Origin of the sequence: Sphingopyxis sp. (genome assembly GCF_035998965.1) — a bacterium.
GTDB lineage: Bacteria > Pseudomonadota > Alphaproteobacteria > Sphingomonadales > Sphingomonadaceae > Sphingopyxis.
Genome location: NZ_DASYHE010000003.1, coordinates 1 through 17,548, shown reverse-complemented (window position 1 = coordinate 17,548; position 17,548 = coordinate 1). Strand labels below are relative to the sequence as shown.

At 65.3% G+C, this 17,548-nt stretch carries 17 protein-coding genes and 1 tRNA gene; 9 read left to right on the top strand and 9 right to left on the bottom strand.

Translation table 11 applies throughout. The features are described from left to right. The first annotated feature begins 250 nt into the window (after window positions 1–250). Window positions 251–1,552, top strand: a complete 1,302-nt coding sequence (locus tag VGN68_RS00180; RefSeq protein ID WP_327472690.1) for an Hsp70 family protein — start codon at window positions 251–253, stop codon at window positions 1,550–1,552. Window positions 1,553–1,716: 164 nt separating this feature from the next. Here VGN68_RS00180 and VGN68_RS00175 read toward each other — a convergent pair whose 3' ends face one another. The 5 genes from VGN68_RS00175 to VGN68_RS00155 form a co-directional block, all read right to left on the bottom strand. After that, entirely contained in the window at window positions 1,717–2,931 is a 1,215-nt protein-coding gene (locus tag VGN68_RS00175) for a dihydroorotase (RefSeq protein WP_327472688.1), read from the bottom strand. Further along, window positions 2,922–3,917 (bottom strand): aspartate carbamoyltransferase catalytic subunit, encoded by a 996-nt coding sequence (locus tag VGN68_RS00170; protein ID WP_327472686.1) that lies wholly within the window; start codon window positions 3,915–3,917, stop codon window positions 2,922–2,924. The genes VGN68_RS00175 and VGN68_RS00170 overlap by 10 nt, the downstream gene beginning before the upstream one ends. Window positions 3,918–4,097: 180 nt before the next feature. Then, complete coding sequence (locus tag VGN68_RS00165) at window positions 4,098–4,385, bottom strand: DUF1294 domain-containing protein (protein ID WP_327472684.1); 288 nt, start codon at window positions 4,383–4,385, stop codon at window positions 4,098–4,100. Beyond that, window positions 4,382–4,843 (bottom strand): Holliday junction resolvase RuvX, encoded by a 462-nt coding sequence (gene ruvX / locus VGN68_RS00160; protein ID WP_327472682.1) that lies wholly within the window; start codon window positions 4,841–4,843, stop codon window positions 4,382–4,384. Before ruvX ends, VGN68_RS00165 begins: the two co-directional genes overlap by 4 nt. 110 nt (window positions 4,844–4,953) lie before the next feature. Continuing rightward, window positions 4,954–6,228, bottom strand: coding sequence for a DUF3089 domain-containing protein (locus tag VGN68_RS00155; protein WP_327472680.1), 1,275 nt, complete (start codon window positions 6,226–6,228; stop codon window positions 4,954–4,956). An 86-nt stretch (window positions 6,229–6,314) separates the two neighbouring features. Between VGN68_RS00155 and VGN68_RS00150 the strand changes: the two genes are divergently transcribed. The 5 genes from VGN68_RS00150 (at window position 6,315) to VGN68_RS00130 (ending at window position 12,245) form a co-directional block, all read left to right on the top strand. Next, window positions 6,315–8,078 (top strand): DUF4153 domain-containing protein, encoded by a 1,764-nt coding sequence (locus tag VGN68_RS00150; protein WP_327472678.1) that lies wholly within the window; start codon window positions 6,315–6,317, stop codon window positions 8,076–8,078. A gap of 229 nt (window positions 8,079–8,307) precedes the next feature. Then, window positions 8,308–8,610 (top strand): Asp-tRNA(Asn)/Glu-tRNA(Gln) amidotransferase subunit GatC, encoded by a 303-nt coding sequence (gatC, locus tag VGN68_RS00145; RefSeq protein ID WP_327472676.1) that lies wholly within the window; start codon window positions 8,308–8,310, stop codon window positions 8,608–8,610. Then, a complete protein-coding gene (gene gatA / locus VGN68_RS00140; RefSeq protein ID WP_327472674.1) occupies window positions 8,610–10,091 on the top strand; it encodes an Asp-tRNA(Asn)/Glu-tRNA(Gln) amidotransferase subunit GatA in 1,482 nt (493 codons plus the stop codon). Before gatC ends, gatA begins: the two co-directional genes overlap by 1 nt. A gap of 108 nt (window positions 10,092–10,199) precedes the next feature. After that, a complete protein-coding gene (gene gatB, locus VGN68_RS00135; RefSeq protein ID WP_327472672.1) occupies window positions 10,200–11,678 on the top strand; it encodes an Asp-tRNA(Asn)/Glu-tRNA(Gln) amidotransferase subunit GatB in 1,479 nt (492 codons plus the stop codon). A 93-nt stretch (window positions 11,679–11,771) separates the two neighbouring features. After that, window positions 11,772–12,245 carry a hypothetical protein gene (locus tag VGN68_RS00130; protein WP_327472670.1) on the top strand — a complete coding sequence of 158 codons (474 nt, stop codon included), beginning with the start codon at window positions 11,772–11,774 and terminating at the stop codon, window positions 12,243–12,245. 18 nt (window positions 12,246–12,263) lie between these two features. On the opposite strand, the gene VGN68_RS00125 is transcribed toward VGN68_RS00130, so the two are convergent. Both VGN68_RS00125 and VGN68_RS00120 read right to left on the bottom strand, forming a co-directional pair. Then, the gene (locus tag VGN68_RS00125; protein ID WP_327472668.1) at window positions 12,264–13,016 is read right to left on the bottom strand and encodes a hypothetical protein; all 753 of its coding nucleotides are present in this window, start codon (window positions 13,014–13,016) and stop codon (window positions 12,264–12,266) included. Between the two features lie 95 nt (window positions 13,017–13,111). Further along, on the bottom strand, window positions 13,112–13,333 hold the full coding sequence (locus VGN68_RS00120; protein WP_327472666.1) for a hypothetical protein: 222 nt from the start codon (window positions 13,331–13,333) through the stop codon (window positions 13,112–13,114). 168 nt (window positions 13,334–13,501) lie between these two features. Here VGN68_RS00120 and VGN68_RS00115 point away from each other — a divergent pair. Both VGN68_RS00115 and tig read left to right on the top strand, forming a co-directional pair. Continuing rightward, a tRNA-Leu gene (locus tag VGN68_RS00115) sits at window positions 13,502–13,586 on the top strand. Between the two features lie 100 nt (window positions 13,587–13,686). Next, the gene (gene tig, locus VGN68_RS00110; protein WP_327472664.1) at window positions 13,687–15,303 is read left to right on the top strand and encodes a trigger factor; all 1,617 of its coding nucleotides are present in this window, start codon (window positions 13,687–13,689) and stop codon (window positions 15,301–15,303) included. 200 nt (window positions 15,304–15,503) lie between these two features. On the opposite strand, the gene VGN68_RS00105 is transcribed toward tig, so the two are convergent. Then, window positions 15,504–16,121: a DNA-3-methyladenine glycosylase gene (locus VGN68_RS00105; RefSeq protein WP_327472662.1), complete on the bottom strand. Its 618-nt coding sequence runs from the start codon at window positions 16,119–16,121 to the stop codon at window positions 15,504–15,506. A 101-nt stretch (window positions 16,122–16,222) separates the two neighbouring features. On the opposite strand from VGN68_RS00105, the gene VGN68_RS00100 reads away from it, so the two are divergent. Then, on the top strand, window positions 16,223–16,540 hold the full coding sequence (locus tag VGN68_RS00100; RefSeq protein WP_327472660.1) for a 2Fe-2S iron-sulfur cluster-binding protein: 318 nt from the start codon (window positions 16,223–16,225) through the stop codon (window positions 16,538–16,540). A gap of 82 nt (window positions 16,541–16,622) precedes the next feature. Here VGN68_RS00100 and rlmB read toward each other — a convergent pair whose 3' ends face one another. Further along, a complete protein-coding gene (gene rlmB / locus VGN68_RS00095) occupies window positions 16,623–17,390 on the bottom strand; it encodes a 23S rRNA (guanosine(2251)-2'-O)-methyltransferase RlmB (RefSeq protein WP_327472658.1) in 768 nt (255 codons plus the stop codon). Window positions 17,391–17,548: the final 158 nt, after the last annotated feature.

Sequence of the window (17,548 nt, the reverse complement as noted above, 5' to 3'; positions counted from 1 at the left end):
GCGAGGCTCCCTTGCCTCCCCGATCACGCGTCTCGGCCGACAGCACCAGCTGGTCGCTCATCATTTTTCTCCGAGAAAAGTTTCAAAGTCCGCCACGCCTCCAGGGATGACCATGGTCGGAAGCGGCGGCGCTTAGCGGGGCTACCCGGAAAATGCAAGCGTGGGTGGATCAATGATGTGTCTGCCTGCCGCCTTGTCGGCCCGCCCGCTGCGTGCAATAGGCGCCGCCGCCAATTCACAGGAGCACGCCATGACCAGCCATGCCGCGGCGCGTGCGCTCGGGCTCGATTTCGGGACGACCAATACAGTGGTTGCCTTGACCGACGGGCAGGGCGGGTCGGATCTGGTCGAGTTTGCCGGGGACGCGGCGACCGGGGCGGTGTTCCGCTCGGCGCTGTGTTTCTGGGAAGAGGAGCGGGCGTGGCAAGGCGTGGCGAATGAGGCGGGGCCGTGGGCAATCGCCGAATATCTCCAGTCGCCGCTCGACAGCCGCTTCGTCCAGTCGTTCAAGAGCGTTGCGGCGAGCGTGTCGTTCGAACGCGCGATGATCTTCAACAAGCCGTACCGGTTCGAGGATATGGGGCGCCTGTTCCTCCAGCGGCTGGTCGCGCATGCCGGGGGACGGCTCGATACGCTGCCGCCGCGCGTGATCGTCGGACGGCCGGTCGAATATGCGGGGGCGCGGCCCGATACGGCGCTGGCGCGGCAACGCTATGACGCGATGCTCGAGGCCTTTGGTACCGAGATATATTATGTGCATGAGCCGCTCGGCGCGGCGCATAGTTATGCCTCGCGATTGAGCGAGCCTGCGACAATTTTGGTCGCCGACTTCGGCGGCGGGACCACCGACTTTTCGATCGTGCGGGTGGCCGCGCCGGGCAGCCCGCGGCGCTGCGTGCCGCTGGCATCGTCGGGGATCGGGATCGCGGGCGACCGGTTCGATTACCGGATTGTCGATCAGTTGGTGCTGCCCTTGCTCGGCAAAGGCGGGCTGTATCGCTCGTTCGACAAATTGCTCGAAATTCCAGGCGGGTATTTTCGGGATTTCGGGGATTGGTCGCGGCTGACGCTGATGCGCAACCGGCGAACGCTGAATGAGCTGGAGCGGTTGCAGCGCGACGCGGTCGATCCCGTGCCGATCGGGCGTATGATCGCGCTGATCGAGCATGAGCAGGGGTTCCCTTTATACGATGCCGTCGGGCGGCTGAAGCGCGCGCTGTCGAACGCCGACGAGGCGGCGTTTCGCTTCTCGGGCGATGGGGTCGCGATCGAGGCGGTGGTGCGGCGCGCCGATTTCGAGGCATGGATCGCCGATGATTTGCGGCGGATCGAGGCGGCGATGGATGCGGCGCTGGTTCGGGCGAGCGTGGCGGCGGGGGCGATCGACCGGGTGTTCCTGACCGGCGGATCGTCGCTGATCCCCGCGATCCGCGCGCTGTTCGAGCGGCGGTTCGGGGCGGAACGGATTGCAACCGGCGGCGAGCTGACGTCGATCGCGCATGGGCTGGCGTTGATTGGGGAGGAGGATAATCCGGGAGAGTGGGCGGTTTGATGGGAGGGCGGTGACGACCGATTGCGGATAAGCCGTCCCTCAAATCCCGTTCGTGTCGAGCGAAGTCGAGATACGCTGAGGACGTACGCTGCCGATGGGTGTCTCGACTTCGCTCGACACGAACGGAAATAGAAGACGGTCTGGAGAACCACCCCAGCGCCGCTCTACCGCACCCGCAACCCGCCCTTCCACATCGCGGTCGCGCGGCCTTGCACCGGCATACCGTCGAACGGCGTGTTGCCCGCATAAGCGGCCATTTTTTTCGCATCGACCTGCCACGGGGTGCCGTCGTCGATCAGGATGAGGTCGGCCTCCATGCCCACTGCCAGACGCCCGGCGTTGAGGCCGAGCAGGCAGGCGGGGGTGGCGGCGAGCATGTCGAACAAGCGGGCGGGCGTGACATGGCCGTCGCGCACGAGGTTTAGGCCGAGCGCGAGCAGGGTTTCGGCGCCGGCCATGCCAGGGAGCGCTTCGGCGAACGGCAGGCGCTTGTCCTCAGGACCGCGCGGGTCGTGACCTGACGACAGAATATCGATCGTGCCGTCGGCGACCGCCGCAAGGCACGCCTGGCGGTCGTCTTCGCTGCGCAGCGGCGGCGACAGACGCGCGAAGGTCCGGAAATCGCCGATTGCGGTGTCGGACAGAAATAGATGCGCCGGGGTGATGCCGCAGAGGACCGGCAGCCCCTTGGATTTCGCAGCGCGGATCAGGTCGAGGCCGCGTGCGGTGGTGACCTGGCGGAAATGGACGGGGGCGCCGGTTTCCTCGACGAGCGCGAGGTCGCGCGCGATCGCGATCGCTTCGGCGATGGCGGGGGCCGAGGCGAGGCCGAGGCGGGTCGCCATTTCGCCGTCGGTTGCGACTGCACCGGCGGTGAGGCCTTCGTCTTCGGCGTGGATGATCGTGACGAGGCCGAGCGATGCGGCGTAGGCCAGGACGCGGCGCATCACACCGCTGTCGGAGATGCGGGTGCGGCCGGTGGCGATGGCGCGCGCGCCCGCGCTTTTCATCAGGCCGATTTCGGCGAGTTCCTTGCCTGCGAGGCCTTTGGTGGCGGCAGCGACGGGGTGGACCCACAGGTCCGGCTTGCCGCCCTTTGCGGCACGCTCGACCAGCCCGGGGTCGTCGAGCGGCCCGGCGTCGGGCATCAGCGCGGCGCGGGTAATGCCGCCGAAGTGAAAGGCGGGCTTGTCGGTCGCAAAGACGCCAAGGTCGATGATGCCGGGGGCGAGCCATTGGCCTTTGGCATCCAAGTTTTCGGTGCCGTCCGGCGTCTCGTTCGGGTTGAGCGCGGCGATGCGGCCGGCCGTAACGAGCAAACTGCCGATCTCGCTGCCGAGCAGGCGCGCGTTCGTGATGAGGAGCGGTTTCAGTTCCATCCCGCGACCCCTCGCTGGCGGCGCGTCAAAATGTCGAGGCATGCCATGCGCACCGCGACCCCCATTTCGACCTGCTCGGTAATCGTCGAGCGGGTGGGGTGGTCGGCGACGCTGCTGTCGATTTCGACCCCGCGGTTCATCGGGCCGGGATGCATGACGATCGCATCGGGCTTGGCCCTTTCGAGGCGCTTGGGGGTCAGGCCGTAGAGCGCATGATATTCGCGCGCGCTGGGCAGATAGGCGCCGTCCATGCGCTCGTTCTGGAGGCGGAGCATCATCACGACGTCGGCGTCTTTCAATCCCTCGTCCATGTCGGTGAAGGTCGTAACATGCATGCGGTCGATCGCGGGCGGGGTGAGCGTCGGCGGCGCGACGACGCGGACCTCGTTGCCGAGCAGCGTGAGCGCGAGGATGTTCGAGCGCGCAACGCGGCTGTGCAGCACGTCGCCGCAGATCGCGATGGTGAGGCCCTCGACGCGGCCGAGGCGGCGGCGGATGGTGAGCGCGTCGAGCAGCGCCTGCGTCGGATGCTCGTGGCGCCCGTCGCCCGCGTTCAGCACCGGGCAATCGACCTTGTCGGCGATCAGCTGGACCGCCCCCGAGCTGCCGTGGCGGATCACCATCGCGTCGGCGCGCATCGCGTTGAGCGTCATCGCGGTATCGATCAGCGTTTCGCCCTTTTTGACGCTCGATTGCGCGGCGTGCATGTTGACGACGTCGGCGCCGAGGCGCTTTCCGGCGATTTCGAACGACAAGAGCGTGCGCGTCGAATTTTCGAAAAAGGCGTTGATGATGGTGAGGCCCGCAAGCCGGTCGTCATGCTTGGCGGCGCCGCTGCGGTTGAGATCGACCCATTGTTCGGCGGCGTCGAGGACGTAGCTGATCTCCCACGGGGTCAGCTGGGCGATGCCGATCAGGTGGCGATGGCGAAAGGCATCGCCGCCGGGCGGATAGTCGCTGGCGGGTCGGGTTGTTGACGTTGTCATTAAAGGGGAGCGTTTAGGCAGGCACGGCGCTTCTGGCAAGCGGATCCTCCCTGTCGCGCAGCGATGGGGAGGGGGACCGTTCGCGAAGCGAAGGGTGGAGGGGCCGCGACCGCCGCGCCAAAGCCCCTCTGTCAGCGGCTAGGCCGCTGCCACCTCCCCATGGCTTCGCCACAGGGAGGATCAGGTGACGAGCGGATCGAGTAGCCCGAGCGCCCAGAGCCCGAGCAGCACGATTTCGGCCGCGCAGAGCATAATCATCTTCGTCGCAAAAGGCTGCTTGCGGGTTTTGTGGCGCACGATGCGCGAGGCCGCATAGGCGCCGATGGCGCCGCCGAGCCACGACCAGCCGAGCAGGGTGCTTTCGGATATCCGGCGCGCGCCTGCTTCTGCGCGGCGCTTGTCGGCGATCATCAAGCCAAAGGTGATGCCGTTTGCCGCGGCGAGCCAATAGACGACATAGCGGATCAACCGCGCGTCATCGCATCGATCGCGCCTTGCAGGATGAAGGCCGCGGCGGCGCTGTCGATCCGTTCGGCGCGCTTGGCGCGGCTGACGTCGGCGGCGATCATTGCGCGCTCGACCGCGGCGGTCGACCAGCGTTCGTCCCACAGCAGGATGGGGAGGCCGAGCGGCAGCAGGTTGCGTGCAAAGGCGCGGGTGCTTTGGGTGCGCGGGCTGTCGGTGCCGTCCATATTGAGGGGGAGGCCGACGACGAGGCCGACGATCGCGTGGGCAGTGAGGACCGATTTGAGCGTTGCGAGATCGGCAGCGAATTTCTTGCGGATGATCGTCTTGTCGGGGGTCGCGAAGCTCCAGTTCATATCACAGGTCGCGACGCCGATGGTTTTGGTGCCGACGTCGAGGCCCGCGAGGCGACCGCCATTGGGGAATTGGGCTGAGAAATCTGGGGCGGCGGTGGTGATCATGATGCTGCCATTACCGTCCAAATCCCGTCATTGCGAGGAGCGAAGCGACGCGGCAATCCAGAGTAGCGTAAACCGCTCTGGATTGCTTCGCTTCGCTCGCAATGACGGATTTAGGTGTTCGGCGTTGCTGCTACGGGCGGAGTTGGCGCCAACGGCATCGCCGCGGGCGGGACCGGCGACGGCTTCCCCTCATACGCCGCCAACCGCCGCAAAGCGTCGGCGCGGACATTCGCCCAGAACAGGGTGATGTCATAGACATGGTAATTGTTACCGGGCAGCACATAGCCTGCGACGACATAATCCTTGGCGATCTCGGCATCGCCGATCATCAGCAGCCCGCGCGTATCGTCGCATTTGGCGCCGATCTTGCCCGCGATCAGCGATCCGCTCTTGAAGCCCTCGGTCGGCCGGAGGGTGCCAAGATTGGCGTCGGGCTCGGCGGCGGCATCGGGGGTGCCGGTCAGCGGGTTGGTGCACAGCATCCGCGTGTCGGCGCGCGGGCGGCCGTCGAAGCCGATCGTGCCGTCATAGGCGCTGATCACCATTTCGGGATCGGCGGGGTCGGCGAAGGTCGCCCAGCTGAGGATGCAGCCCTTCTGTTCGGGCGTCTGGCACGCGGGCAGGCCGAGCGCCGCCATGTCGGTGTCGCGGCTGATCGGCCAGCCGATGACATAGGCGGCGACGATCCGCTTCGCGAGCGGCGTGCCGGCGATCTTGTTTTTGAGCAAAGTGGTCAGGTGGAGCGCGCCCTGGCTGTGGCCCGCAAGGATGATCGGTTTGTTCGTGGGCTGCGCGGCGACAAAGGCGTCGAAGGCTTCCTCGACGTCGCGGTAAGCGGCGTCAATTGCCTTGCCCGCGGTGACGCGGTCTTCGGCAAGGAAGGCGCCGAGCGTCGCCTGACGGTAGCGCGGCGCCCAGATTTCGCCGGCATCGGCAAAGGCGCTCGCCATGCCCTGCACGAACAGATTGGCGCGGTGGTCCGAATCGCGGTCTGCCAGCGGCGCGTTCCAGCTCGAGCGGCTGTAATAGCTGGTCGGGTGGACGAAAAAGACCGCGGCGTTGCCCTTTGGCACCGGCGGCGCGGTGGTTTCGGCGGCGCCCGCGGACGGGATCAGCTGGTCGCGCGATTGCGCTTCGGCGCTGTCGGGGGCGGATCCGTCGGCGGCGGGGCGCCAGGCCGACGGGTCGCTGGCGATGCCGGGACGCGCAAACCACATTTTGGGGTCGTCATAGGCGTTGGGCGCAACGGCGACCTGCTGTTTGAACTCTGCGCTCGGCACAAAGGCGGTGCGCGCGACCCAGCCGGGGAAGAGCTGATATACGACCCCGGCGGCAAGGATCAGCAGGATGAGCGCGGCAATGACGTAAAGAAATTTGCGGGCCAATGGGGGCTCCATGGGGGAGGGGACGGAGGAGGACTGGTGCGCTGTTTGGCTTGCGCTGGCCAGTGAAACAAGCCCAGATGTGGGGTATGACCGACGCGCCCGCAACCGGCCCCGCCGCTGATTCGCCCCGAGTTTCCGCACGCCTTGACGATAATGATCCGCCTTGGCCGCTGCGCCCGTGGATCATGGCGGCGATTTGTGCCGCGGCGGGGCTCGCGTTCCATGCCCTCGTCGATCACAATTACGAGGATGGGCTGGCGCAGTGGCGCAGCGCGCTGGCGACTGCAGTTGCGGTCGCGGCGGTGGTGTTCGTGCTGGGGGTCGAGCTGCGGCGGTGGCTCTGGGCGCTCGGCTTTGCGCTGATCTGGGGCATGGTCCTCGGGCTGATCGCGTGGCAGACGGCGGCGTATAATTTGCAGGGCGGCCCGATCGAATGGCCGTTCTGGTCGGGGATGCTCGCGGTGCTGGTCGCGACGCCTTTGTTCCAGACGCACCGCGATGTCGCGCCCGACTGGCGGTATTGGAAGCTGTGGGACATGCCCTATGGCCGACTGCACAGTCACGCGTGGACCGATGCGGTGATCGGCGCGGCGAGCCTGGCGTTTGTCGGGATCGCGTTCCTGCTCACCTTCCTGATCGCGGAAATGTTCCACCTGATCGGGATCGACCTGATCCGCGATTTGCTGAGCGACGAATGGTTTGGCTGGATGCTCGCGGGGGCGGCGTTCGGCGGCGCGGTCGGGTTGCTGCGCGAGCGCGACAAGCTGGTTTCGACCTTGCAGCGGCTGGTGATGATCGTGCTGGCGGTGCTGGCCCCGGTGCTCGCAGCGGCGCTGGTCATCTTCCTGCTGTCGCTGGCGGGAACGGGGCTGGCGAAGCTCTGGGCATCGGGTTTTTCGACCGCGGCGTTGATGCTGGCGGCGGCGGCGTTTGGCGTGCTGCTGGCCAATGCGGTGATCGGCAATGGCGCCGATGATCGCGCGACCAATCCGCTGCTCCGCTGGGCGGCGCCGGTGCTCGCGGTGGCGGTGCTGCCGCTCGCGGGGATCGCTTATTATTCGATGCAGCTGCGGATCGGCCAATATGGCTGGACGCCCGAGCGTATCTGGGGCTTGATCGCGGCGCTGATCGCGCTGGCCTATGGCGTCATCGGCCTGTGGTCGGTTGTGAAAGGGCGGCGCGATTTCGACGATGTGCTCCGCCCTTTGCAGCAGAAGCTGGCGATCGGGGTGGCGTTGCTGGCGCTGTTTCTGGCGCTGCCAATCCTGGATTTCGGGGCGATTTCAACGCGCGATCAGATGGCGCGGCTGAATTCGGGGGCCACGAAGGTCGAAAAATTCGACTGGGCGGCGATGGCCTATGATTTTGGGCCGAGCGGGCGCGCGGCTTTGCAGGAACTGACCAAATCGCCGCAAAAGGAGCGCGCTGACGCGGCCAAGGCGGCGCTGGCGGCTAAGAATCGCTGGGATCTGACCGGACCGAAGGTGCCGGTGCTGCTCAAGCCGATCGCCGAGCGGCTGCGCGTCATCCCCGCCGACCGCGCTTTGCCGACCGAAGCGCTGGAGCGCATCGCCGGAACCTATATGTGCAGCCGCGCCAAGGCATGCGTCGCGGTATGGCTGGCCGACGATCGGATCGGGGTGTTGGGGCAGAATGAACCGGGCGAAGAGATGAACTTCGATTTTGTGACGATGAACAAGGAGGGGCGCTGGGTCCAGGGCGATATCGGCCGCGACGCGCGCGCGACGCGGCCTGACGTCGACTTGTCAAAAGCGACGGTGACGGTCGAGACGATCGAGCAGCGGCGCATTCTGGTGGATGGCGTGCCGGAATCGGCGGCGTTCGAATGATTTGATCCTCCCTGTGGCGAAGCCATGGGGAGGTGGCAGTCCGAAGGACTGACGGAGGGGCCATGGCGTGACGTCGCCACCCCTCCACCACCGCCTGCGGCGGCGGTCCCGCTGGCGCTGCGCGCCGTCTGCGACTCCCCCATGACTTCGTCACAGGGAAGATAGAGAAGGTTGAAGCGATCCCGCGGGAATGCTAGCGGCGCGGCTTCCCCGCAAAGGCAGGAACCCAATGACAATCGATCAGGCAACGGTCAGGAAAATAGCGTCGCTGGCGCGCATCGCGATCAGCGATGTCGAAGCCGCCGCGATGGAAGGCGAATTGAACGCCATTTTGGGCTGGGTCGAGCAACTCGGCGAGGTCGATGTGACCGGGGTCGAGCCGATGACCGCGGTTATCCCCAACAAGCTGCGGCTGCGCGACGATGTGATCGACGCCGACCCGCTGACCGGCGGCAACCGCCGCGACGATGTGCTGGCGAATGCGCCTGCGGCGATGCACGGCTTTTTCGGCGTGCCCAAGGTGATCGAATAATGACCGAGCTGACCAACCTGACCGTCGCGCAGATCCGCGACGGTCATCGCGCGGGCGATTTCAGCGCCGTCGAAGTGGCGGAGGCGTTCAACGCCAATGTCGCGGGGGCGAAGGCGCTCAATGCCTTTATCGTCGAGACGCCTGAACATGCGTTGGCGGCAGCGAAGGCCGCCGATGCCGACCGCGCGGCGGGGGTACTCAAGCCGCTGTCGGGCGTGCCGATCGGGATGAAGGATCTGTTCTGCACCAACGGCGTCCAGACGACCGCGGCGAGCCACATGCTCGAAGGCTTCGTCCCGCGCTATGAATCGACCGTCAGCCAGAAATTGTGGGACGCGGGCGCGGGGATGCTGGGCAAGCTGAACCTCGACCAGTTCGCGATGGGATCGTCGAACGAGACGAGCTATTTTGGCAATGTGATCAGCCCGTGGAAGCGCAAGGATGGCGGCAATGCCGCGCTCGCGCCGGGCGGGTCGTCGGGTGGCAGCTCGACCGCGATCGCGGCGCGGCTGTGCCCTGCGGCGACGGGGACCGACACCGGCGGCTCGATCCGCCAGCCCGCGGCCTTCACGGGTATTTCGGGGATCAAGCCGACCTATGGCCGCTGCTCGCGCTGGGGCATTGTGGCATTCGCGAGCTCGCTCGATCAGGCGGGGCCGATGGCGCGCGATGTACGCGACTGCGCGATCATGCTCGAGAATATGGCGGGTTTCGATCCGAAGGATGCGACCAGCCTCGACCTGCCAGTGCCCAATTGGGAAGCGGCTTTGTCGAGCGATCTCAAGGGCAAGACGGTCGGGATTCCCAAGGAATATCGGCTGGAAGGCATTGATCCCGACATCGACGCGATGTGGGACGCCGGGATCGCGATGCTGAAGGATGCGGGGGCCGCGGTTGTCGAGATCAGTCTGCCGCACACCAAATATGCGCTGCCGGCCTATTATATCATCGCGCCGGCTGAGGCCTCGTCAAACCTCGCGCGCTATGACGGTGTGCGCTACGGGCTCCGTGACCTGCCCGAAGGCGCGGGGTTGCAGGACATGTACGCCGCGACGCGCGCCGACGGCTTTGGGGCGGAGGTCAAGCGCCGCATCATGATCGGCACCTATGTGCTGTCGGCAGGCTTTTACGACGCTTATTATACGCAGGCACAGAAAGTGCGCACGCTGATCGCGCGTGATTTCGATGCGGCTTTTGCATCGTGCGACGTTATCCTCGCGCCGACCGCGCCGTCGGCGGCGTTCGGGCTGGGCGAGAAAATGGCCGATCCGCTGGCGATGTACCTCAACGACGTGTTCGCGGTGCCCGCGAGCCTTGCGGGGCTGCCCGCAATGTCGGTGCCCGCGGCGCTGAACCGCGAAGGGCTGCCGCTGGGCTTGCAGATCATCGGCAAGGCCTTCGACGAGCAGGGCGTGCTGAACGCCGGGCTGGCAATTGAAGAGCGGGCCGGGTTTACGGCGCGGGCGGAGAAGTGGTGGTAGTTTAGCCTGTGCCCCTGCGAAGGCAGGGGTCCATCTCCGGATGGTGCAAGGCTGAAACGGCAGGTGATGGGTCCCTGCCTTCGCAGGGACACACTAAGGATTTGAATGATGTCTGACTATCGCATCAAGGGCGAAACCGGTGAATGGGAGGTCGTGATCGGCCTGGAGGTTCACGCCCAGATCACGACCAACGCCAAGCTGTTTTCCGGCGCCGCGACGGCGTTTGGCGCCGAACCCAACACGCAGGTGTCGCTGGTCGACGCCGCGATGCCGGGGATGTTGCCGGTGCCGAACCGCGAGTGCATCCGCCAGGCGGTGCGCACGGGCATGGCGATCGAGGCGCAGATCAACAAATGGTCGCGGTTCGATCGCAAAAATTATTTTTACGCCGATCTGCCGCAGGGCTATCAGATTTCGCAGCTTTATCATCCGCTTGTCGGCGAAGGTTCGATCACCGTCGAGGCGGACGAGAAGGCGGGGATTCCCGAACCCAAGGTGATCGGGGTCGAGCGCATCCATGTCGAGCAGGATGCCGGCAAGCTGATGCACGACCAGCACCCGACGATGTCCTATGTCGATTTGAACCGCAGCGGCGTCGCGCTGATGGAGATCGTGTCGAAGCCCGACATGCGCTCGCCTGCCGAGGCCGGGGCATACGTCCGCAAACTGCGCGCGATCCTGCGCTATGTCGGCTCGTGCGACGGCAATATGGAAGAGGGCTCGATGCGCGCCGACGTAAACGTGTCGGTCCGCAAGCCCGGCGACGAATTCGGCACGCGCACCGAGACCAAGAATGTCAATTCGGTGCGCTTCGTGATGGCGGTGATCGAGGGCGAGGCGAAGCGCCAGGTCGAACTGATCGAAAGCGGCGGCACGGTGGTACAGGAAACGCGGCTCTACGATCCCGACCGGGGCGAAACGCGGTCGATGCGGTCGAAGGAAGATGCGCATGACTACCGCTATTTCCCCGATCCCGACCTGTTGCCGCTGGAACTCGACGATGCGTTTCTGGCCGAGTGCCGCGACAGCCTGCCGGAACTGCCCGACGCCAAGCGTGCGCGCTATCTGGCGCTGGGGATTTCGGCCTATAACGCCGATGTGCTGACGGCGGAGGTCGAGGCGGCGCGCTGGTTCGACACGTTGCTGGAGGTTGGGCGCGCCACGGGCGCCAAGCCTGCCACCGCGGCGAACTGGGTGACGAGCGAGCTGTTCGGCGCGCTCAACCGCATGGGCCGCGACCTGACCGATTCGCCGGTGTCGCCGGAGCAGGCGGCCGAATTGCTCGGGCTGGTGGCCGACGGCACGATTTCGGGGACGATTGCGAAGACGGTGTTCGAAAAGATGCTCGAAAGCGGCGACGGCGCTGCCGTAATCGTCGAGCGCGATGGCCTCAAGCAGACCAGCGACACCGGCGCGATCGAGGCCGAAATCGCCAAGATCCTGACAGCCAATGCCGACAAGGTCGAGCAGTATAAGGGTGGCAAGGAAGCGCTGTTCGGTTTCTTCGTCGGCCAGACGATGAAGGCGATGCAGGGCAAGGCGAACCCGCAGGTGGTCAACGAGCTGCTTAAAAAGGCGCTCGGCTGACCCACAATTGTGATCGAGTTCACAGTCAATTCAGTGGCTTCAGTGTCATAAGCGGCTAAACTCATGCCGGTATGATGCGAAGGATGAATGATGATGAAGCGGATGATCGTTGCGGCAAGCGGGGCGGCGATGCTGGCGCTGGGCGCCACCGCGAGCGCGGCGCCCGCGGTGAACGACGGCTATGACTGGACGATGCGGGTCAATGAAGATCGCGTGTCCGACGCGATCCTCGCCTATGAAGTCGACGGGACCGACGACCAGCCGCTGAATTTCCGCTGCGAGCAGGGCGGCAATCGCATCTTTGCCGGAATTTCGGGCGGTGCGCCGGATCTGACCGCGATCGAACTCGCGTCGGTCAGCGCGAAGCTGCGCGTCACCGGCAAGACCGAAATCGACGAAATGCCATTCTTTCAGTCGCAGGAAATTGCCGGAGGATCGCCGCTGATCCGTGCCTTTGCCGCGAACGGCTGGCTCCGCATGACCGCCAAAGGCCGCGCGATTGACATGGCCGCGACCGCGACCGGCAAACAGGCGATCGCGCGCTTCGTGGATTTCTGCACCCGCTGAGGCGAGGCGACTGCGGCGTCAGAAGCGCCGCTGCCCCGCACCCCAATTGCCGATGTCGCACTGACCCGAAAAGTCGGTCTGGGCCTTGATCTGGATGCGACCCGAGCGGCGGTCGATGTCGAGCTTCGGCTTGTTGAGCCCGTTGAGGCGATAGGTTGCGGTGATGCGATCGGGGGTCACCATCAGATTTTCCAGATCCCACCAGCCTTCATGCCCGCCCGAGTGGATCGGCGGGACCAGCTTGGGGCCAAGGTGGATGCGGCCGTGATCGCCGTAAAGCTCGACCTGGACGTCGCTGTTGAATCCTTCGTTGGTGCTGACCACGTCGCTGCCCCATTCCCACTTATGCTTCGACCGGTTCCAGTCGTAGCTGGGGGTAGTGGTCACGCTGGGCCGGTTGCCCGCGCCGTAGCAGACGAGGACGAGTGAAGCGGGGTCGTTATAGCCCGCATCGGCAGGCGGGGCGTGATGGTCGTCCGCTGAGCTGCCGCCCTGGCAATTCTCAGCCGGAACCCCGATGATGGACGAATAGCGCCCGTCCATCGTCGCCACCGAGATGCAGCGCCCGGTGCGCTGGTTGTACCAAAAGGTATAGCGCTGGTTGCCCACGACATTCGACTGGCGCGATTCATACCCGCGCGCGAGCAACTGAGTCTCGCCGCCTGCGCCGCGCGCACCCACCAGATCAGCAACATCGGGCGCCGACTGGGCAAGCGCGGGGAGGGGGAAGGCACAGGCCGTGAAAAGAAGGGAAAGGCAGATCGGACGCATCGCAGTGTCTCCTGTTGCGGGGCGGCGCGAGGTTAGCACGAAACGGCCGACACCCAAAGCCCGCCACCCACCAAAAAAGGACGGCGGCGACCGGACTAAACCTGTTGTGGCGGCACCTCATCCGGGCCGCGGCCCGGTTCATCGATATCGCCGCCGCCGCCCGGATTGCCCGGGATTTCCAGCGGCTGACCGGCGGGATCCTCCTGCGGCGTTGGCTGTACGGGGTGTTCGGGCGGTGCCATCGGTTCGATGGTGTCGGGCTTGGGTTTGGGAAACGGGTCAGTCGCGCGAACGTGCAGGTTGGAAGCAAAGGTCATATGGTCTCTCCTTGCTGTATCAACGAACGGCAGCGGTCGGCGTTCCGCCCGCCGAAATGGCAGGCTTTCCGCCCTTGCCCTCGGCGGCGCGTCTGCTATAGCCCCGCGCGGCCCGCACGGGCGTGCGCGGCATAGCGCGCGGCTTTGTGCACCCGGCCGACAGCCTCTGCGGGCGTGGCGGAATTGGTAGACGCGCTGGTTTTAGGTACCAGTATCGCAAGATGTGGGGGTTCGAGTCCCTTCGCCCGCACCAGTTCCGACGATCTGATGGGGATGGAGCCGGGATAGGGGAACCCCGCCATGTGGCCGGGGTTCATCGATACGAGATTTTGAGCAAGGATAAGACCAAGGCAATGAAGACCGTCGAAACGCTGAACGAAGGCCTGAAGCGCGAATATCGCGTGACCATCACCGCCAAGGATATCGACGCACGCGTCGACGACGAGGTGAAGAGCATCGCCCCGACCGTCCGGATGCCCGGTTTCCGCCCCGGCAAGGTGCCGCCGAACCTGATCCGCAAGATGCACGGTCCCGCGCTGTCGGCCGACGCGCTGAACAAGGCAATCGACGCGGGCGTTCGCGACCTGATGGCCAAGGAAAAGCTGCGCCCCGCGTTGCAGCCCGCGGTCACCCTGGCCGATGGTTATGAAACCGGCAAGGACGCCGAAGTCACCGTCGCGCTGGAAGTTTTGCCCGACATCAAGACGCCGTCGATCGATGGGTTGAAGCTGGAGCGCCTGACGGTGCCCGCCGACGACAAGGCCGTCATGGCCAAGATCGAGGAGTTCGCCGCGCAGATGAAGCGCTTCGAAGACGCGCCGAAAACCAAGAAAGCAGCCGCTGGCGACCAGGTCATCATCGATTTCGCCGGCAGCGTCGATGGCGTCGCCTTTGACGGCGGCACCGGCGAAGACATGGCGGTCGAAATCGGTTCGGGCCAGCTGATCCCGGGTTTCGAAGACCAGCTGATCGGCGCCAAGGTCGGCGACGAAAAGACCGTCAAGGTGACCTTCCCCGACGAATATCCGGTCGAAAACCTCAAGGGTGCCAAGGCCGAATTCGCTGTGACGGTGAAGGAAGTGAAGGTTCCGGCGGCGTCGAAGATTGACGACGAATTCGCGAAATCGCTTGGCCTCGAAAGCCTCGACAAGCTGAAAGAGCTGATGAAGGATCAGGTCGAGCAGGAGCTGAACGGCCTGACGCGCACCTATATGAAGCGCAAGCTGCTCGACCAGCTCGCCGCGAGCCATGATTTCGACGTGCCGCCGACGATGGTCGAGGCCGAATTCGCGCAGATATGGCAGCAGTTGGAGCAGGAAGTCGAGAACGAAGACGATCCCGCCGCGGCGAAGGCCGAGCTGGAAGCCGACCGCGATGATTATCATGCGATCGCGGTGCGCCGCGTCCGCCTGGGCCTGCTCCTGTCCGAAATCGGTCAGGCGCATGGCGTGCAGGTGTCGCAGCAGGAAATGCAGCGGCTGATCATGCAGGCGGCGCAGCAATACCGTCCCGAAGATCGCGGCCGCTTCATGGAATATGTCCAGCAGGACGCCCTCGCCGCGGCGCAGCTCCGCGCTCCGCTGTACGAAGACAAGGTCGTCGACTTCCTGTTCGAAAAGGCCGAGATTACCGACCGCGAAACCACCCGCGAGGAACTGGAAGCGGCGATCGAAGCCGATGACGACAGCGGCCACGTCCATGGTCCGGGCTGTGGTCACGACCATGATCACGACCACAAGCCGGCCAAGAAGGCCGCCGCGAAAAAGCCCGCAGCCAAAAAGGCCGACGTGAAGGAAGAGGCCGCCGAGGCGGCTCCTGCCAAGAAGGCACCGGCAAAGAAGGCCGAGGCCGCTCCGGCCAAGAAGGCTGAGGAAAAGCCCGCTCCTGCGAAAAAGGCTGCGCCGGCGAAGGCCGCTGAGGACAAACCCGCTGCAAAGGCTCCGGTCAAGAAGGCGGCAGCCAAGAAATAAGCTTCGGCTGAAGATCAACAAAAGGCTGGGTGGAGGATGCTTCGCCCGGCCTTTTTTGTTTGGGACAGATTAGCCCCTCCCCTTCAGGGGAGGGGTTGGGGTGGGGTCTGTCGGCCTTGCGCTAGGCCGATGGAACCCACCCGCTGCGACTAAGCCAGCAAGTCTCGCTGCCCTCCCGTGAAGGGGAAGGCGGAAGCAGGTCAAATCACCGCCATATTGTAACAATGCCAGCTGAAGATCGCCGCCGCGCCGCGATGCGGGCGCCAGGGTTCGGCGAGTTCGCGCACCGCCTTTTCGCTCGGCCGTGCTTCAAGTTGCAGGATGCGGCCGACGCCTTCCTGCACCGCCAGATCGCCCGCGGGCCAGATGTCGGGGCGTCCCTCAGCGAACAGCAGGTAGATCTCAGCCGACCAGCGGCCGATGCCCTTCACCTTGGTGAGCAATGCGATTGCTTCCTCGTCGTCGGCGGGGAGGGCGGAGACGTCGAGTTCGCCGTCGAGGATCAGTTGCGCCAGGCTTTTGGCATAGCCCTGTTTCTGCCCCGACAGGCCGCAGGCGCGCAGCGTATCGAAATCGGCCGCCGCAACGATTTCGGCGGGGCAGCCTTCGCCAAATTGCGCCTCCAGCTTGTTCCAGATCGAGGTCGCCGCGGCGACGCTGACTTGTTGGCCGACGATGGTGCGGAGCAGGGTGGTGTAGCCCGGCGCGCGGATGCGCGGTTCAGGGTAGCCTGCATTCGCCAGCGCGCGCGCGAAATTCGGATCGAGCGCCGCGAGCGCGTCGATTCCGGCGTTCAGCTGCTGCTGGGTCAGACCCATGACATATTCCCCTTTTGTTCCACCGCCTGTCACTAGCAGTGCTTGATTTGCCGCGCAACGCGCGACATAGCGCCAGCAACATCGAAGATATGGGGACTAGCATGGCCAAGCTGATTGTCGTGACGCGTGACGGAACCGAGCATGAGATCGAGGGCGACACCAGCCTGACGGTGATGGAAAACATCCGCGACGCCGGGTTCGACGAACTGCTGGCGCTGTGCGGCGGCTGCTGCTCGTGCGCGACATGCCACGTCCATGTCGAGGCGGGCGCGGCGGATCAGCTGCCCGCGATGAGCGAGGACGAGAATGACCTGCTCGATTCGACGACCGACCGCGACGCCACCTCGCGCCTGTCGTGCCAGCTGCCGTTCAGCGACGCACTCGACGGGTTGAAGGTGCGGATCGCAGCGGAGGATTAAAACGTCGCCCCCGCGAAGGCGGGGGCCGCTGGCAACATTGCACTACGCCGATAGCGGCCCCCGCCTTCGCGGGGGCGACGGTTTATTTGCCCGCCGTCGCCACCGCATAAAGCGCAATCGCCGCGGCGTTCGAGATGTTCAGGCTCTCCATGCGCGGCGAGATTGGTAGTTTCGCCAGCACGTCGCAATGCTCCATGACATTGTGACGCATCCCGTCACCTTCGGATCCCAGCACCAGCGCAACGCGGCTGCCGTCGAGGGTCGATCCCAGCGTCGTCTCGGTATCGCCCATCAACCCGATCCGCCAATATTGCGCCTCGGCAATCTCCTCCAGCGCGCGCGACAGGTTGACGACGCGCACCCACGGCACGATTTCGAGCGCGCCCGACGCCGAACGCGCAATAACGCCGCTTTCGGGGGGGCTGTGGCGATCCTGGGTGATGATCGCCGCCGCATCGAACGCCGCCGCCGAACGCAGCACCGCACCGATATTATGCGGGTCGGTGACCTGATCGAGCACGATGAGGGGGCGCCTGCTGTCGGCGTCGACCTCCTGCTGTAAAAGGTCGCCGAGATAGATGTCCTCCAGCGGATCGACTTCGATCACCAGCCCTTGATGCGGCGCGTCGCGCGCGACGAGCCGCGCGAGATCGGTCACCTCGGCATAGTTGATCGGAATCACCGGCGGCAGGTCGAGCTGCCCTAGCGCTTCACGCGTTCCCCAGATGCGTTTGACGGTGCGTTCGGGGTTGGCGAGCGCCGCCAGAACGGCGTGGCGGCCCCAGAAACGGATGGGCTGGCCGCGCGTGCTGGGGCCTTGCGGGCGACGGTGACGGGAAATCTGTCTCATAGTCGCGCCTTTCCCATGACTGCCATTGACAGGCAAGCCTCGTTTCGCCATTGGACCGCTTCCCAAAGCGGACCCCATGGACAGGTGGCCGAGTGGTTAAAGGCAGCAGACTGTAAATCTGCCCGGGTTTCCGTACGCTGGTTCGAATCCAGCCCTGT

Bases quoted from the DNA above. Each gene is read 5' to 3' on its own strand.
- VGN68_RS00180 (WP_327472690.1), top strand. From the start codon at position 251: ATGACCAGCCATGCCGCGGCGCGTGCGCTCGGGCTCGATTTCGGGACG.
- VGN68_RS00175 (WP_327472688.1), bottom strand. From the start codon at position 2,931: ATGGAACTGAAACCGCTCCTCATCACGAACGCGCGCCTGCTCGGCAGC.
- VGN68_RS00170 (WP_327472686.1), bottom strand. From the start codon at position 3,917: ATGACAACGTCAACAACCCGACCCGCCAGCGACTATCCGCCCGGCGGC.
- ruvX (WP_327472682.1), bottom strand. From the start codon at position 4,843: ATGATCACCACCGCCGCCCCAGATTTCTCAGCCCAATTCCCCAATGGC.
- VGN68_RS00150 (WP_327472678.1), top strand. From the start codon at position 6,315: ATGACCGACGCGCCCGCAACCGGCCCCGCCGCTGATTCGCCCCGAGTT.
- gatC (WP_327472676.1), top strand. From the start codon at position 8,308: ATGACAATCGATCAGGCAACGGTCAGGAAAATAGCGTCGCTGGCGCGC.
- gatA (WP_327472674.1), top strand. From the start codon at position 8,610: ATGACCGAGCTGACCAACCTGACCGTCGCGCAGATCCGCGACGGTCAT.
- gatB (WP_327472672.1), top strand. From the start codon at position 10,200: ATGTCTGACTATCGCATCAAGGGCGAAACCGGTGAATGGGAGGTCGTG.
- VGN68_RS00130 (WP_327472670.1), top strand. From the start codon at position 11,772: ATGAAGCGGATGATCGTTGCGGCAAGCGGGGCGGCGATGCTGGCGCTG.
- VGN68_RS00125 (WP_327472668.1), bottom strand. From the start codon at position 13,016: ATGCGTCCGATCTGCCTTTCCCTTCTTTTCACGGCCTGTGCCTTCCCC.
- VGN68_RS00120 (WP_327472666.1), bottom strand. From the start codon at position 13,333: ATGACCTTTGCTTCCAACCTGCACGTTCGCGCGACTGACCCGTTTCCC.
- tig (WP_327472664.1), top strand. From the start codon at position 13,687: ATGAAGACCGTCGAAACGCTGAACGAAGGCCTGAAGCGCGAATATCGC.
- VGN68_RS00105 (WP_327472662.1), bottom strand. From the start codon at position 16,121: ATGGGTCTGACCCAGCAGCAGCTGAACGCCGGAATCGACGCGCTCGCG.
- VGN68_RS00100 (WP_327472660.1), top strand. From the start codon at position 16,223: ATGGCCAAGCTGATTGTCGTGACGCGTGACGGAACCGAGCATGAGATC.
- rlmB (WP_327472658.1), bottom strand. From the start codon at position 17,390: ATGAGACAGATTTCCCGTCACCGTCGCCCGCAAGGCCCCAGCACGCGC.